The 15,396-nt window shown below is 50.4% G+C and carries 12 protein-coding genes and 1 pseudogene; 9 read left to right on the forward strand and 4 right to left on the reverse strand.

The genetic code is table 11. The features are described 5' to 3' along the window. Nucleotides 1-510: pseudogene (locus tag JU82_RS06585) on the reverse strand (flagellin B); the annotation flags it as partial. Between the two features lie 167 nt (nt 511-677). On the opposite strand from JU82_RS06585, the gene topA reads away from it, so the two are divergent. The 4 genes from topA to JU82_RS06605 are packed head-to-tail and all read left to right on the forward strand — an operon-like array spanning nt 678 to nt 4,667. Further along, entirely contained in the window at nt 678-2,903 is a 2,226-nt protein-coding gene (gene topA / locus JU82_RS06590) for a type I DNA topoisomerase (RefSeq protein WP_037948397.1), read from the forward strand. After that, nucleotides 2,900-3,415, forward strand: a complete 516-nt coding sequence (locus tag JU82_RS06595) for a metallophosphoesterase family protein (RefSeq protein WP_037948400.1) — start codon at nt 2,900-2,902, stop codon at nt 3,413-3,415. Before topA ends, JU82_RS06595 begins: the two co-directional genes overlap by 4 nt. Nucleotides 3,416-3,418: 3 nt before the next feature. Continuing rightward, the gene (locus JU82_RS06600; RefSeq protein ID WP_037948403.1) at nt 3,419-4,267 is read left to right on the forward strand and encodes a biotin synthase; all 849 of its coding nucleotides are present in this window, start codon (nt 3,419-3,421) and stop codon (nt 4,265-4,267) included. Between the two features lie 43 nt (nt 4,268-4,310). Further along, complete coding sequence (locus tag JU82_RS06605) at nt 4,311-4,667, forward strand: AMMECR1 domain-containing protein (protein WP_037948405.1); 357 nt, start codon at nt 4,311-4,313, stop codon at nt 4,665-4,667. On the opposite strand, the gene JU82_RS06610 is transcribed toward JU82_RS06605, so the two are convergent. Continuing rightward, nucleotides 4,648-5,601, reverse strand: a complete 954-nt coding sequence (locus JU82_RS06610) for an NAD(P)-binding domain-containing protein (protein WP_037948408.1) — start codon at nt 5,599-5,601, stop codon at nt 4,648-4,650. The genes JU82_RS06605 and JU82_RS06610 overlap by 20 nt on opposite strands. Before the next feature lie 76 nt (nt 5,602-5,677). On the opposite strand from JU82_RS06610, the gene JU82_RS06615 reads away from it, so the two are divergent. Together JU82_RS06615 and JU82_RS06620 are read left to right on the forward strand one after the other, a co-directional pair. Then, the gene (locus JU82_RS06615; RefSeq protein ID WP_037948411.1) at nt 5,678-6,010 is read left to right on the forward strand and encodes a hypothetical protein; all 333 of its coding nucleotides are present in this window, start codon (nt 5,678-5,680) and stop codon (nt 6,008-6,010) included. Between the two features lie 71 nt (nt 6,011-6,081). Next, on the forward strand, nt 6,082-7,161 hold the full coding sequence (locus JU82_RS06620) for an OmpA family protein (protein WP_037948414.1): 1,080 nt from the start codon (nt 6,082-6,084) through the stop codon (nt 7,159-7,161). A gap of 65 nt (nt 7,162-7,226) precedes the next feature. Here JU82_RS06620 and msrA read toward each other — a convergent pair whose 3' ends face one another. Next, the gene (msrA, locus tag JU82_RS06625; RefSeq protein ID WP_037948416.1) at nt 7,227-7,748 is read right to left on the reverse strand and encodes a peptide-methionine (S)-S-oxide reductase MsrA; all 522 of its coding nucleotides are present in this window, start codon (nt 7,746-7,748) and stop codon (nt 7,227-7,229) included. Nucleotides 7,749-8,202: 454 nt separating this feature from the next. On the opposite strand from msrA, the gene JU82_RS06630 reads away from it, so the two are divergent. Together JU82_RS06630 and JU82_RS06635 are read left to right on the forward strand one after the other, a co-directional pair. Further along, the gene (locus JU82_RS06630) at nt 8,203-8,868 is read left to right on the forward strand and encodes a response regulator transcription factor (RefSeq protein WP_037948418.1); all 666 of its coding nucleotides are present in this window, start codon (nt 8,203-8,205) and stop codon (nt 8,866-8,868) included. A 3-nt stretch (nt 8,869-8,871) separates the two neighbouring features. Further along, the gene (locus tag JU82_RS06635; protein WP_037948420.1) at nt 8,872-10,074 is read left to right on the forward strand and encodes an ATP-binding protein; all 1,203 of its coding nucleotides are present in this window, start codon (nt 8,872-8,874) and stop codon (nt 10,072-10,074) included. Here JU82_RS06635 and JU82_RS06640 read toward each other — a convergent pair. Beyond that, the gene (locus JU82_RS06640) at nt 9,995-12,571 is read right to left on the reverse strand and encodes an ABC transporter substrate-binding protein (RefSeq protein WP_294892418.1); all 2,577 of its coding nucleotides are present in this window, start codon (nt 12,569-12,571) and stop codon (nt 9,995-9,997) included. The genes JU82_RS06635 and JU82_RS06640 overlap by 80 nt on opposite strands. A gap of 119 nt (nt 12,572-12,690) precedes the next feature. On the opposite strand from JU82_RS06640, the gene JU82_RS06645 reads away from it, so the two are divergent. Further along, nucleotides 12,691-15,396 (forward strand): homocysteine S-methyltransferase family protein (locus JU82_RS06645; RefSeq protein ID WP_037948424.1); only part of this gene is annotated, 2,706 nt, incomplete at its 3' end.

Consider the following 15,396-nt stretch of genomic DNA (forward strand, 5'->3'; position numbering starts at 1 on the left):
ACCGACACTTGCGATTTGCGCATCGTCAATATTGATCTTGACCGTTTCACCTGAATACGCACCGATGTGGAACGCTTTATTCTGGAAACCGCCGTTCAAAAGTGTCAAACCGTTGAATGATGTCGTTGACGCAATGTTCTGCGCTTCTTCCAGCAAACGATCGATGTCTGACTGAATCGCCGCACGTGAATCGGTGCTTTGTCCGTCTGACGCCGCTTGAATCGCTTTCGTACGAATCGTGTTAATGATATTGGTATATTCATCCAACGCACCGTCTGCAGTCTGTACGACCCCGACCCCGTCATTCGCATTACGAATAGCCTGACCAAGACCCTGTGCCTGCTGACGCAAGCTGTCTGCAATCGACATACCTGATGCATCGTCCGCCGCTTTGTTAATACGAAGACCTGAACTCAGACTCGCCAAGCTTTTATCGAGACCCGCATTTGTCTTTTGTGCAAACATGTGCGCATTCATCGCTGCAATATTTGTGTTAATTCTGAAACCCATGATATATCCTTTATCGTCAGAACCCTTCGGCCCTGTTTGTTTTCAGCGTCCTTGCTGCTATACACTATATCGGGCCTTGAAAAAAAAACTTTAGCGGTTTTACAAATTTTTTTGTTACACTTTCGAAATTTATCGGCAACATTATCCATATATATAGGATTGACTATTTGAAACTCATCATCGTCGAGTCTCCGGCCAAAGCCAAGACCATTAAAAACTTTCTCTCCAAAGAGTACGAAGTAATCGCTTCCAAAGGACACATTCGTGACTTGCCGAAAAACCGCTTCGGAATTAAAATTGATCAGGAAACCCTGATCCCTGAATACCGGATCAGCGAAGACAGCACCGCTACGGTCAAACAAATTCAGGAACTCGCGAAAAAAAGCGATACGATCTATATCGCGACCGATGAGGACCGCGAAGGAGAAGCAATCGGCTGGCACATCGCCCACGCCATCGACAAAGACCCAGAGTCCCTGCCGAGAATCGTCTTTCATGAGATCACCAAAACAGCGATCACTCACGCATTAGAGACTCCGCGCACCATCGATATGGACCGTGTTAACGCCCAGCAGGCCCGCCGTCTGCTGGACCGTATCGTGGGCTATAAGCTCTCTCCTCTGCTGGCATCGAAAATCCAAAAAGGGCTCTCCGCCGGACGGGTTCAGTCTTCGACGCTTAAAATCGTCGTTGACAGAGAACGCGAGATTCGTGCTTTTGTTCCCGAAGAGTACTGGAGCATCGACACGGTGTTCAACCCCGACATCGAAGCAACGCTGTCTCTTTTCGAAGGGGAAAAGATCGACAAACTGACGATTAAAACAGGCGATGATGCTGCGCGGATCGTCCAAACGATCAAAGGCGAAGCGTTCAAAGTCGGCGAGATCGAGACCAAAGAGCGTAAAAGTTCCACCCCTCCTCCGTTTATGACCTCGACGCTGCAGCAGGCTGCCTCTTCGCAGTTGGGATTCTCGCCGAAGAAAACGATGATGATCGCACAGGCGTTGTACGAAGGGGTCAAAACCCCCGAAGGAACCAGCGGGGTCATTACCTATATGCGTACGGACTCGCTCAATCTGGCTGCCGAAGCGGTCGACGGGGCACGCGAGGTGATCTTGGAGCGCTACGGCAAAGCGTATCTTCCCGAAAAAGCGAAAGTCTACGTCAAAAAGGCCAAGGGAGCGCAGGAAGCCCACGAAGCTATCCGACCGACGATGCTTACGTTTACCCCTGATGTGGCAGCCACTTATCTCAAACCTGACGAAATCAAGCTCTACCGCCTGATTTACAACCGCTTTTTAGCGTGTCAAATGAACGATGCCCGCTTCGAACAACAAAGCATCACGTTCGAATCCGCAAAAGCGCAATTCCGAGCAACGGGCCGCAAACTCCTGTTTGACGGATTTTACCGCGTAGCGGGAAGCGATGATAAAGACAAGCTCCTTCCGACTCTCGTCAGCGGCGATGCGATCGATGTCCAAAGCATTACCACCGAACAGCACTTCACCGAGCCGCCTTCACGCTATTCCGAAGCGAGTCTGATCAAAAAACTCGAAGCCGAGGGGATCGGACGTCCTTCAACGTACGCACCGACCATCTCGACGCTTCAAGCACGCGATTACATTATGATCGACAAACGCGCCATCATCCCGACCGATATTGCGTTCACCGTAACCGAACTGTTAGAGAAACATTTCGAAGAGATCGTCGATGCCTCGTTTACCGCCAACATGGAAGAGACGCTTGATGAAATCAGCGATGCCGGAAAATCATGGCATAAGATCCTTCTGGATTTTTACTATCCGTTCATCGAAAAAATCGAATTGGGCAAAACGTCCATCGAAAGCCTCAAAATGGCCAAACCTCTCGGACGCAACTGTCCGCAGTGCGGCAGCGAACTGCTGCTGCGCTCGGGACGCTACGGCGAATTCATCGCCTGCAGCGGTTTCCCCAAATGCAAATACACCGAACAGACCGAAGAGAATAAAAAAGAGGATGCGGGCACTGCTTCCGATGAAGTCAGCGAAGAAGTATGCGACAAATGCGGCGCACCGATGGTGATCAAAAACGGCCGTAACGGCAAGTTCCTCGCCTGCAGTGCCTACCCGAAATGCAAAAACACCAAAACCCTTGCCGAGCAAAAAATTTCGGCCATCCCCTGCCCGGACTGCGGCGGCAAACTGATCTGGCGCCAATCACGCCGAGGCGCTTTCTGGGGGTGCGAGCACTATCCGAAATGCAAATTCATTTCCAAATTCGAGCCGAGCGAGAAAAAATGCGAACTCGAAGGATGCGACGGCGCACTGGCACGCCGCACTTACCGGAACAAAGAAGTATACGAGTGTGTCAAGTGCAAAAATCGTACACCGATAGAAGAAGAGAGTGGTGAATGAAAATCGGCCTTTTGTCCGATACCCACAACAAAAAAGGGCGTTCGCAACGCCTGATTGATCACCTCGTCTCAGTGGGAGCGGAATTTTTGATCCATGCAGGCGATATCGTCAAGCCCGAAATCCTTGAACAGCTCAAAAACAGCGGATTGCGCTACGTCGCCGTCTACGGCAACAACGACGCAAAACTGATCGAATACCATGACCGGTACAATCTCGTTCAGGAGCCGCACTATTTTAAACTCGGCGGGGCAACTTTCAAACTGATGCATCTGCCGTTTTATATGTCCTCAGATGCGGAAATTATCGTTTTCGGGCATACTCATGTGTTCGAATGCGATTTCAAAAATCGTACCCTTTTTCTCAATCCCGGAGAAGCATGCGCCCGTGACAAACCTTTCTCCAGCGGGGCGATGCTCGAAATCACCGAGACGTTGCTCAATGTTACCCACTATTCCCGCGCCGTGGGAAGCGATACGTTTGAAGAACGCCATTACACTTTTGAAAGATCGTGATCCATGAAAAAAATATTCCTGTGCTCCATCTGCAATATCAACAGCGGTACCTGTAACGAAGACTGCAAATTCTGCAGCCAAAGCGTCAAATACAAAGCCGATATCGAACGCTACAAACAAAAGCCTATGGACCAAATCCTGGACGAAGCACGCCGTCTCGAAGCGCTCGGCGCACTCGGGTTCTGTCTCGTCACCGCCCAAAAAGGGTTGGACGACAAAACCCTGGACTTCGTGTGTAACGTCGCATCGACTCTTAAACGCGAAGTACCTCGGCTGCGGTTAATCGCCTGCAACGGCACCGCATCGGTCGAACAGCTGCGCGAGCTTCAACGCGCAGGGGTGGCAGCCTATAACCATAATCTGGAAACTAGCCGCGAGTTTTATCCCCAAATCTGCACGACCCATCCGTGGGATGAGCGTTACGAGACATGCGAAAACGTCAATGCCGTGGGTCTAAAACTCATCAGCGGGGGGATTTTCGGTATGGGAGAGACGCACGAAGACCGTATCAGCATGCTGCAGTCGCTCAAAGAGCTTAATCCCGTCTCCGTGCCGCTGAATTTTTACCATCACAATCCGGCGCTTCCGCTCAACCCAAGCCCCCTCTCGGTTGAGGAATCACTGGAACTCATCACCCTGGCGCGTACCATTCTGGATAAGGCGGAACGTATCATGATCGCCGGAGGACGCGAAATCACCTTCAAAGAACGCCAGCACGAGATTTTTGAAGCGGGGGCCAACAGCATCGTCATCGGCGACTACCTCACGACTGCCGGGCGCGATGCCCATGCTGATCTGATGATGCTCAAAAGCCTCGGATTCGAGATCGCTACCTCCCCCGAGGATAAATAAGCTATAATAGGCCAAAGCTATCTCAACGGGGAGGAAGTGTTCCGTGTCACAATCGGTGCTGCTCACCATTGCCCGCCACTCAATCGAAGAAGTTTTGCGGGCTGAAAAGATGATCGATCGGGCCGAACTGCTCGATCAGTACCCCGTTTTAGGCGAACACATCGCGACCCAAATTAATCTTTATCTCGGAAACGACATCCGCGGGAGTGCCAAAAGCGTTAGCACAAGCCGATCGTTACTTGACGACATCATCCATAATGCCAAAATTGCGGCCTTTCAGGATGAAAACTTCTCGCCGCTCGTCACCTCCGAGTATCTCCGAACTTCCGTCGAGCTGATCCTTTTCAGTGCCGATGGTCCGCTCAGCCATAAAGACACTCCTATTCTGAAAGAGTCTTGACATAGTTCGCGATAGCGAACCCGTGGTTTAACCCCAGCGCGATCGAACCGCCTGATTCTTGCGTGATGTCTCCCGCAACGAAAAGCCCGGGCACGTTCGTCTGGTAGTTCTCATCATGTACGGGCTTACCGTCTTCTTCTCTTATCCCGCTGCTTTGCAAAAAGCCGCTCGGCGTCGTACCGCCGATCGCATAGACGATACGGTCGAATATTTCGCTTGATCCGTCTGAAAAAATCGTCTTGACTTTTCCGCTTTCGCTTTCAAGCTCGACGATTTCGGTATTCAGCAATGCGCGGACGGAACCGTTGTTCACGACCCGTTCGATATCGGCTTGGTTGGTCGGATTGGCCCGACGAAACGTACCGCGGCGATAACAGATCGTCACATCGTTTCTGCCGCACAGCTCAACCGCGTATTCGATTGCCGAATCGCCGCCGCCGACTACCATGATTTTTTCGCCCGCTCCGCAGGCGTCGAGGGTGAAATGGATCTGATTCTTGATGGACGGGGGAATTTTGTAATCGGGCTTGTTCGGTTTTCCCATCCGCCCGATCGTTACGACAACGTATCGCGCGCGAATGCTCCCTCCGGCTATGAACACTTCAAGCGCATCTTCTTGCTTGACGATCTTTTGAACTTCCGTATGAGTCCGCAATTCCAGCACGTCATTATCCAGCAACTGATCGAAAAAATCGAGGGTACTTTCTTTGGTACCGTCCATAAAATAAATCGTACCGTCAAGTTCGACCTTCTGCCCTTTCCAGTCTTTATCGACCCGCTTGCTCTCTTTGTAAAACTTTCGGATCGTCGCATTGTGATTTTCATCTTTTTCAAGCAATATAATGTCGCGCATTCCAAGCACATAACTCTCGACCGCCGTCGCTATTCCCGCCGGTCCTGCACCGATTATCGCCAATTGGTAGGTATGTCCCATCCCTGTTCCTCATCGAATTGAATTTCATACTCTATCACAAAGAGAGATAAAATTTGATTTATGCTATTATGGACAAATGCACTATGTTATTCAACGTCATCACGGGAATCCCAAGAAGCACTATCTTGCCTACACCGTTCCACGATACATCAGCTCGGCTGCCAGCCAAAACATCATTTTTGAATTTCATCAAGACGGTGCGATCAAACGAAAATGGGCTCCGAAAGAAGAAATCGTCCTTCTGACCGATGATCAGGAACTTTTTCAAGCGACCCTTACCAAACTCGAAGCCCTCAAAAAAACGCATCTTGAGCGTATTGATCAGGCCGAAATGCAACTGGGACGCGAAATAGCGGAAATGCTGAACGCCATGCAAAACGAGTTCGATAACATTAAACAAAACGGTTAACTCTCCATTCACACGTTTCAATTAAGATTATGTGATATACTGTTTTACCACATGAATGAAGGAGTTTGATCATGAAGAAAATCGCACTTTCCGCATTGGTTGCGGCCACCTTGGCCGGAGCCTCTGACTACAATTACGAGATTAGCCCGGTCGTAGGTTATCTTTGGAACAGTACCTCCGATGAAAAAAACATTAATAACGGCGGTGCAATGGGCGGCGTGGACAACCATACCGTGTACGGCATAGAAATGCAAATGAACAATGTCAGCGATCTTATCAAGCCGGAAATATCCGTTCTGTACGGACGTGACCGTGCGGCAGGGCAAACCGATAAAACCGGCATATTGACGACGATGGTAAACGGCGTGTACGAAGCGGACGGCTTTACGGGCATTACTCCTTTTGCCAAAGCAGGTATGGGGTATGAATGGTATACCAATACCCATCCGAATGATTACGACGGGTTTTTACTGGATGCGGGGCTTGGTATGAAAGCCGATTTGACCAAGCAGCTTGCGCTCAAACTTGAGGGTCTGTATATGTACAAACTGAATCGCAACGGGATTGATGGCAGTAACGGCGAAGTACATAACGTCGCTGCTCTGGTCGGTTTGACGTTCAGTTTTGATGAAAAAGCGGCTCCGGTCGTAATCCCTGCGCCTGAGCCTAAACCCGAACCTAAGCCGGAACCGAAACCTGAGCCTAAACCTGTTGTTGCCGCTCCGGTAGACAGCGATAAAGACGGTGTCTTCGATGACATGGACAAATGTCCGAACACACCGGCCGGATTCAAGGTCGATGTCGACGGATGCCCGGTTAAAGCGACGCTTCGTCTGAACTTTGCAACCGATTCAAATGCGGTTGATGCCGAGGGAACGGCCAAAGTCAATGCTTTCGCCGACTTCCTGAAAGAAAGCCCTGCCTACAAAGCTTCCATTGTCGGCCACACGGACAGTACCGGTTCGGATAAATACAATCAAAAGCTCTCTGAAAGACGAGCTGAAAAAGTCAAAGCAATGCTGATCGATCAAGGTATAGACGCCAATCGTTTGACTGCCGAAGGTGCAGGTGAAAAAATGCCTGTCGCTACCAATAAAACCAAAGAAGGACGTGCGGAAAACCGCCGTATCGAAGTGGAACTCTGCAAATAAGAGTCCCTTATTTCCCGCACATGCGGGAATCTCCCCTATCGGAATTTCCGCCCCTTTTCGTTTAACTATTTTGCTTTATCCTCGAATTTTTTCATAAACTTCTCTATTTTCGGTGCAATAACAACATGGCAATACCCTTGCGTCGGATGCTCATTGAAATAGTTTTGATGGTAATTCTCTGCCGGATAAAACTCAGGGGCTAGCGAGAGTTCCGTCACTATAGGATCACGCCACTGCGATTGCGCTTGAGCGATCGACGCAAGCGCTTTTTCGTGCTGCACCTCATCGTAATAATAGATGACCGAGCGGTACTGCGTCCCCCTATCTGCCCCCTGAGCATTTAGCGTTGTCGGATCATGAATAGCCCAGAATATTTCCAGAATCTCTTCATAGGTGACGATAGCCGGATCAAACGTGATTTCGACAACCTCCGCGTGTCCCGTCGCGCCAGTGCATACCTGCTCGTAGCTCGGATTTTTCCGTGCACCCCCCGCATAACCGCTGATAGCTATCTCAACCCCTTTGAGGCGATTATATACCGCTTCGATGCACCAAAAACATCCTCCGCCCAATAATGCTTTTTCCATCCGGGAATCCTCCGCCTTTTTCTGCGATTATCCGTTTTTAGTTCTGTCTGACAAGTAAAGAAATCCTGTTGGCTAAAATTTTTAAGATGATTATTTTTTAATCATCTATTTGAATATTTTATATATGTATTGCTCTACAATGTCTTGTTTCGTCAAAACCGTTATCGTCCGGTAATCTTTTACCGGTACGATACCGTTATATTTTGAAAAGGAGATACAACAATGGAAAAAATGACGCCATTTGACAAAATGCTGCTCAAAAAACTGCGCCGATCCAAACGTTCCAGCTGGATGGTTGACTAATATTTCTCTTTGCTCTTACGAGCAATCCGCTTTCTTCCTTATAATCTTGCTTTATCATTGAATCACGACACTTCTTATTTACCTTTATGCTCGGTTTATTAACATCCGTGCGTCATAATACGCAATACCTTATACCGTTTAAAGGAGCATCATGCTCTATGCGTTAATGATCGAAGATGATCCTGACATCACGACTCTCTTGGTTAATTTTCTCAAAACCTATGGTATCGCACTCAATGCCGTCACGACCCCGGAAGCCGCGTTAAGTCTATTATCCACAGACCGATTCGATTTTATTATTTTGGATTTGACCCTTCCTCAAATGGACGGATTGGAATTATGCGAAATCATCCGTACCCGTACCGACGTTCCGATCATTATCTCCAGCGCCCGCAGCGATATTAACGATAAAGTCATTGCTTTGGGTTACGGTGCTGACGATTATCTTCCAAAGCCGTACGAACCGCGTGAGCTGATTGCACGAATCAAAAGCGTTTTGAGACGGTACCGGCCTGTCCTGTCAGAAAAATCGATCCGTTTTACCCTCAATCAGGATGAACAAAGGATCCTGCACAACGGCTCCGCACTCTCGCTTACCCGTGCCGAATACGAGATACTCGTCTTGTTCATCCTCCATCCCAATCAAACTCTCAGCCGGGATTTTTTATCCGGCAATACCGAATCTATCTCCTGGGAGAGTTCCGTTCGTACCATTGACGTCATTATCAGCCGACTGCGTCAAAAAATCGAAACGGATCCAAAAACACCCCGTTATATCCATTCGGTACGCGGCAGCGGATACCGTTTTACAGGATGAAGCGTGAAACATAGTGTTTTTCTGAAAATCACCCTTTTGTTTATTGTCATCTTCATCGGTGCCGGAATCGGTTTTTACGCCATCCATCAAAAACTCGACGAAGAGCATGAACGCCGGCTGCGCGCCGAAGCACAAACGATGCTCTCCTTGCTGCGCAAAAGCATTATCTATCCGAGCGAAACCCGAAAAGAGTTTCTCCGCCAAAACGGCTACGATGTCATTTTCCCCCGCTCCGATGTGATCGCAACGTTGCATCAGGCCTTTACGGGTATTCCCGATACCTATCCACCCGAGATACAAGACTCGCTCAAAGAAGGGATCATTCAGATTCTCAAAGACCGGAATCATCTGTATGTTTATCTCACTCGCGCAAAGCCGCCGATGCTGCTTGTCAAAGCAGACGCCGCCTACCGTCCGGTGTGGCCCGAAGCGGTTTTCGTGACGGTTTTGACGGCGTTGCTGCTCTTTTACCTTCTCATTATCCGCGCACTTTTCCCGTTGGTCCGATTGATCCGTTCCATTCAGGAATACGGTCTAACCGGTCGTTATCCTCCGATTCGTACGAGCCGAAAAGATGAGATCGGTCTGGTCAGTACCGCGCTTGATAATGCGATGCGCCAAAATCAATCGCTAATTGAAGCGCGGCAGTTATTTCTGCGCAACATTATGCACGAACTCAAAACACCGATTACCGTAGGCAAACTGGCACTGCCGTTTCTGAAAAAAGGGGAAGAAAAATCGATACTGGAGATTACCTCCGGCGCTCTCAAGCCGCACATCGAACCCTGCGATCCGAAAAAGCTTGTAGAAAAAGCAGCCAGCCTTCTTTTTCTGCAGGATGATGCCGTCGAAACCTCGTTTGACGGCCATTTGATTTATGCCGATGCCGATGCGCTCGTCAGCGTTTTCAAAAACCTGATCGACAACGCACTCAAATACAGCCCCGATCATACCGCCCGCATTCACCAAAACGGCGATGTTCTCGTTTTTTCAAACCGTGGCGAACCGTGGGAACACAACTGCTCTCTCGCCTCCTTGAGCGAGCCGTTTTTTCACAGCCGTTCCAATCCCGAAAGCTTCGGGCTGGGGCTTTACATCGTCAAGTCGATTCTCGACGCTCACAGCTTTACGATTGCGTATCGGTACGAACAGGACCGGCATTGTTTTGAGATAACGTGTCGGAACCGCTTTGAAATGAACGGTTAAGCCGAATCTCGAAACATGCTCCTGCCGAAGCATTGTAAACGCTGAGTTTTCCGAGAAAATGCTTTTCAATAATGGTTTTAGCCATATACAATCCGATTCCCGTCCCCTGAGCTTCGAATTTGGTCGTAAAATAGGGATCGAAAATCTTATCGGCGATAGCGGGAGGAATTCCTCCGCCCGTATCTTCGATACTGATCGTGCAATAATGCTCGTCACTGACACAGCGGATCATGATTTTGCGCTCTTTTCCGCGATGCTGTTCGATCGCTTCGCGCGCATTATTGATGATATTGATCAGTACCTGCTTGAGTTCATTGGGATAAACAAGGACTTCCGTTTCCGGGGCGATCTGGCGTTCAATGATGATTTTTTTACGGATCAGCAGCGGCCCGAGCAATGCCTCGACATCGTTCACCAGAGCATTAATGTTGACCGGAATACGGCTGCGGTCTTGTTTAAAGAAATTCCGGAAATCATCAATCGTCTGAGACATGTATTGAATCTGGGCTTCGGCAATATCGATGACTTTTCGGGCATCGCTTGATGTATCCAGCGAGCAGTTAAGGCTTAGTCTGGTCATGGACAGCCCAAGTATATTGAGCGGTTGACGCCACTGATGGGCGATCGACTCGAGCATTGACCCGATCTCGGCCATTTTAGCCTGCTGCATCAACAGTTTTTCCTGCTTGCGGTTTTTCTCAACCGCTTTCTCGATCTCTTCTTGAAGCCGTTGATTAAACATTTCAAGCTCGTCCGTCCGTTTTCGGACCAGCACATCGAGACGGCGGTTTTTATACGCTATGAGGATAAACAGCACGGCCATAAACCCGACGATCCACCATACTACCCGGTAATTGACGGAGCGGCCCTGATCCATTGCGAGCCATCGGCCGTGAATCTCCTCGTATTCGGCGGGAGTGATCGAGCCCAAGACCTTGTTGCTGATTGATCCGAGCATCTCCCAATCCTTGCGAAATGCAAATCCAAGTTCATACTGATACGGTGTCTCACCGACCACTTTAAGATGTTTGATACCGTGGCGCTCGATCAGGTAGCTGACAACCCCCAGCCCTTCCACACACGCATAGGCTTCGCCCGAGGCTACCTTGTTCAACGCTTCCAATGCCGAATCGGCCATAACGGGGATAATCTTCGGGTAGTGGTCGCGCAAGATCTCCTCGGTCGCGTAGGATCGGACAACCGCGACCTTTTTTCCGTTCAAATCGTTCAAATCGTTGACAAATCCGACTTTCGAATCGGCCACGATCACCATCGTCTGTTTAAGATAGGGACGGCTGAATACAAGGTTATCCTGACGTTTGTCCGTAATGGCGGCACAGGAGAGCATGTCAAGCTCGTTATTACGTATCGCCTGCATCGAATCGCTCCAGTAACGACGGCTGTAGTCGACTTCAAACCGAACCCCGAGTCTCTTTTCAAGAAGGGCTAGATACGACGCGCTTATCCCGAAATGCCGTCCGTTATCATCGACCGATTCGATCGGCGGCCATTCATGATCGATCCCTACCCGTATGACCGGATGCGCTTTCAGCCATGCTCTTTCTTTGGCGGTCAGATGCAGGGCGCTTTGTTTATACAAAAGCGGCCCGAACGGCGGAACCGACTTGACAACCCCCATCAGCCGATACCCTTGCGCGATCATTTCCAAACGCATCGGATCGATCGATCCGAAATTCACATTCGGACGGAAGGCAAGCTCTTTAAGTACGCGGCCTTCATAAATCAACGCTTCTAGCGATTTTCCCTGAGGGTTATAATGGCGATGTATCAGTTCTGCCGTCTCTTCGATATGTTCAAATGCCCATAGCCAGCCCCGCATCGACGCATCGTAAAACGCATCGGCCCGCTGCGGATGGTTGGCAATCTCTTCTTGCGTGGTGAATAAAATATCGCTGTAATAATCAAACCCGTATTCTTTGGGATCGATCGGACGGGTTTCTACCCCCATTTTCTGGAGGACGAACGGTTCGTTCGAAAGATAGGCGACCATCGCATCGGTCTCATTCCGAGCCAGCGATTTTGGGTCATACGAATGGGTCTGTAAATTCAGATCGGTCGAATGCAGCCCGGCACTGCGAAGCATCGCCTGCATCTCCGCCCCCTCGATCGTGTCCGGCGTCAGCATCACCCGTTTGTGCTTCAGTTCTTTGGCGGTTTGGATATTGGCATCTTTTCGGGTCAACAGTACCATCGGAGAAGATTGGAAAATCGCGGCCATCAATACGACGGGGGCGCCCGAAGCATAATTAACGATCAACGAGGAACGTCCCACTCCGTACTGAGCTTTTCCGCCCATCACGGCCTGAAACGAATGCTGCGCGCTTTTGGCGTCAAGAATGGAAACATCCAGCCCCGCATCGGCATAGTATCCTTTTTCTTTGGCGACATAATAACCGGCAAACTGGAACTGATGCAGCCACGGAAGCTGCATGGTTATTTTTTCTGCCGACCACAGAACGGACGATAAAAGCAGCATTACCAACGCTAATATTTTCATGGACAAAGTGTATCTAAAGAATTATATTTCCACCCTTATAAGTGCTTATGCTCCTTTAGGATAAAATCGCCCAACTATATATCTTTTAAGGTCGCTTTATGTCGGTGAAAAACTATCTCCTTGAAACCATCTCCAAACGTCCTATCATCATCGACGGCGCCATGGGAACCCAGCTTCAGGAGCGTGCCGACAAGATACCACTGGAGGCATGGGAAGGGCTGGAAGGGTGCAACGAGCTGCTCAACGTCACTGCTCCTGAGATTATGGGTTCCGTGTTTCACGCCTATCTCACCGCCGGGGCGGACTTGATTACCACCAATACCTTCGGCGCTTTTAAATGGGTTTTGGACGAATACGGGATCGGCCACCGCTCCTACGAACTGGCCCGTGCGGGGGCTGCGGTGTGTAAGCGTGAGTGCGAAAAGTTCTCCACCCCCGAGCATCCTCGCTTCGTCCTCGCTTCGATCGGGCCGGGAACCAAACTCCCCTCGCTGGGACACATCCATTACGACGAGATGTATGAGGGATATCTGGAGTGCTGTCTCGGACTGATCGACGGAGGAGCCGATATTTTCCTTTTGGAAACGTGTCAGGACCCGCTGCAGATCAAAGCGGCGCTTCATGCGTGCGAAGCGGCGAACCGCGAACGAAATGCCCAACTGCCGATCATGGTCTCGGTCACGATCGAGCTGGCCGGATCGATGCTCATCGGTACCGATGCGGCAACCATCGCGACGATCCTGGAACCCTTCGATATCCTCAGCCTCGGATTCAACTGCGGCACGGGGCCCGAACAGTACGCCAAACACGTCAAAACCCTCTCCCGGGTATGGGGCAAACCCATTTCGGTCCACGCCAACGCGGGACTGCCTCAAAACCGGGGCGGCTATTCGTTTTACCCGATGGGACCAGATGAATTTGCCCAGCTTCAATGCGATTTTCTAAACTACGACGGGGTGAGTTTCCTCGGCGGGTGCTGTGGGACGACTCCACAGCATATCCGCGCACTGGCGAACAAAGTCTCCTCGATTGTTCCCAAAAAACCCGCGGGGAGTATGCCTCCTTCCGTTGCGTCACTCTTTAACAGCGTCGAGCTCATCCAGACTCCCGCACCGCTGCTGATCGGCGAGCGCTCCAACGCGACCGGCTCCAAAGCGTTTCGAGAACTCATCATCGCGAGTGATTACGAGGGGACGCTCAGCGTGGGTCAGGCGCAGGTGCGCGACGGAGCCCACTGTCTCGATGTCAACGTCGAATTTGCCGGACGTGACGGTGCCGTCGATATGGAACACGTCATGCGGCTCTACAACCAAAAAATCCCTCTTCCCCTGATGCCCGATGCGACGCGGGTGGGAACGATGGAAGCGGCGCTCAAATGCATCGGGGGAAAACCGATCATCAACTCGGTCAACCTCGAAGACGGGGAAGAACGGCTCGACGCTATTTGTTCTCTCGCCAAAAAATTCGGAACGGCACTCGTGTGTCTCGTCATCGATGAAAAAGGAATGGCCAAAACGACCGAGGACAAAATGCGGATCGCCGATCGCATCTACGATCTGTGCGTAAACCGCCACGGGATCGATCCGCGCAATCTGATGTTTGACATGCTCACCTTTACGGTGGGAAGCGGCGATCTGGAGTACCGCGACGCCGCCATCCAGACGCTGGAGGCGATCCGTCAGTTGCATGCCAAGTATCCCAACGTCGGTTCAACGCTGGGACTTTCGAATATCTCTTTCGGACTCAGCGCCAATGCCCGCGTCTTTTTGAACAGCGTCTTTTTGCACCATTGTATCGAAGCGGGAATGACCAGCGTCATCATCAACGTCAAGCACATCGTCCCCCTTTCTAAAATGTCTGACGAAGACAAAGCTGTCTGTGAAGAGCTCCTCTTTACCCCGGATGACCAATCGCTCTTTAAATTTATCGAACACTTCAGCGATAAAACGGTCGACAACACCAAAAACGATGAAGCCTACGAAGCGATGAGTGACGAAGAAAAAATCGCGAAACTCCTCCTCGACGGGGACAAAGAGCGGATGATTCCGTTGGTTGAGCGGGTGCGCGCGCACATCAATCCCGACAAAATCGTCAATGAAATCCTGATCGATGCGATGAAAGTCGTCGGTGAACTTTTCGGATCGGGCAAAATGCAGCTGCCGTTTGTACTGCAAAGTGCCGAAACGATGAAAACGACCGTCGATTATCTCAACCCCTACCTCTCCAAACAGGAGAAAGAGACCGATACGACTCTTGTCATCGGTACGGTCAAAGGGGACGTTCACGACGTGGGCAAAAACCTGGTCGACATCATCCTCTCCAATAACGGTTTCAAAGTGATCAATATCGGGATCAAAACGGAACTCGAAGAGTATCTTGACGTCATAAAAACACGCGAGGTCCACGCCATCGGGATGTCCGGACTGCTCGTTAAATCGACCCAGGTGATGAAAGAGAATCTCGAAACCATGGCGGCAAAGGGGATCACGATCCCCGTTCTCCTCGGCGGTGCGGCCCTGACCCGCAGTTTTGTGGACGATTTTTGCCGGCCGATCTACAAGGGGGCGATCTTTTACTGCCGCGATGCCTTTGACGGGGTTATCGCCATGAGCCGCATCGAAAAATACAACACAGACCCCAGTGTCGGGCTCGATACGCGCCTCGGCGGAGATATGATTGAACGCGCACCCAAAGAAATCGTCGACGTCATCATCCCTCCGTTTCATGAACTTAAAATGCCAAGCGAAGTAAAAGTCCCGACTCCTCCGTTTTGGGGGCGACGGGTATTGCGCAAAGAGCAGCTT

Source organism: Sulfuricurvum sp. MLSB, from assembly GCF_000747095.1.
Classification (GTDB): domain Bacteria; phylum Campylobacterota; class Campylobacteria; order Campylobacterales; family Sulfurimonadaceae; genus Sulfuricurvum.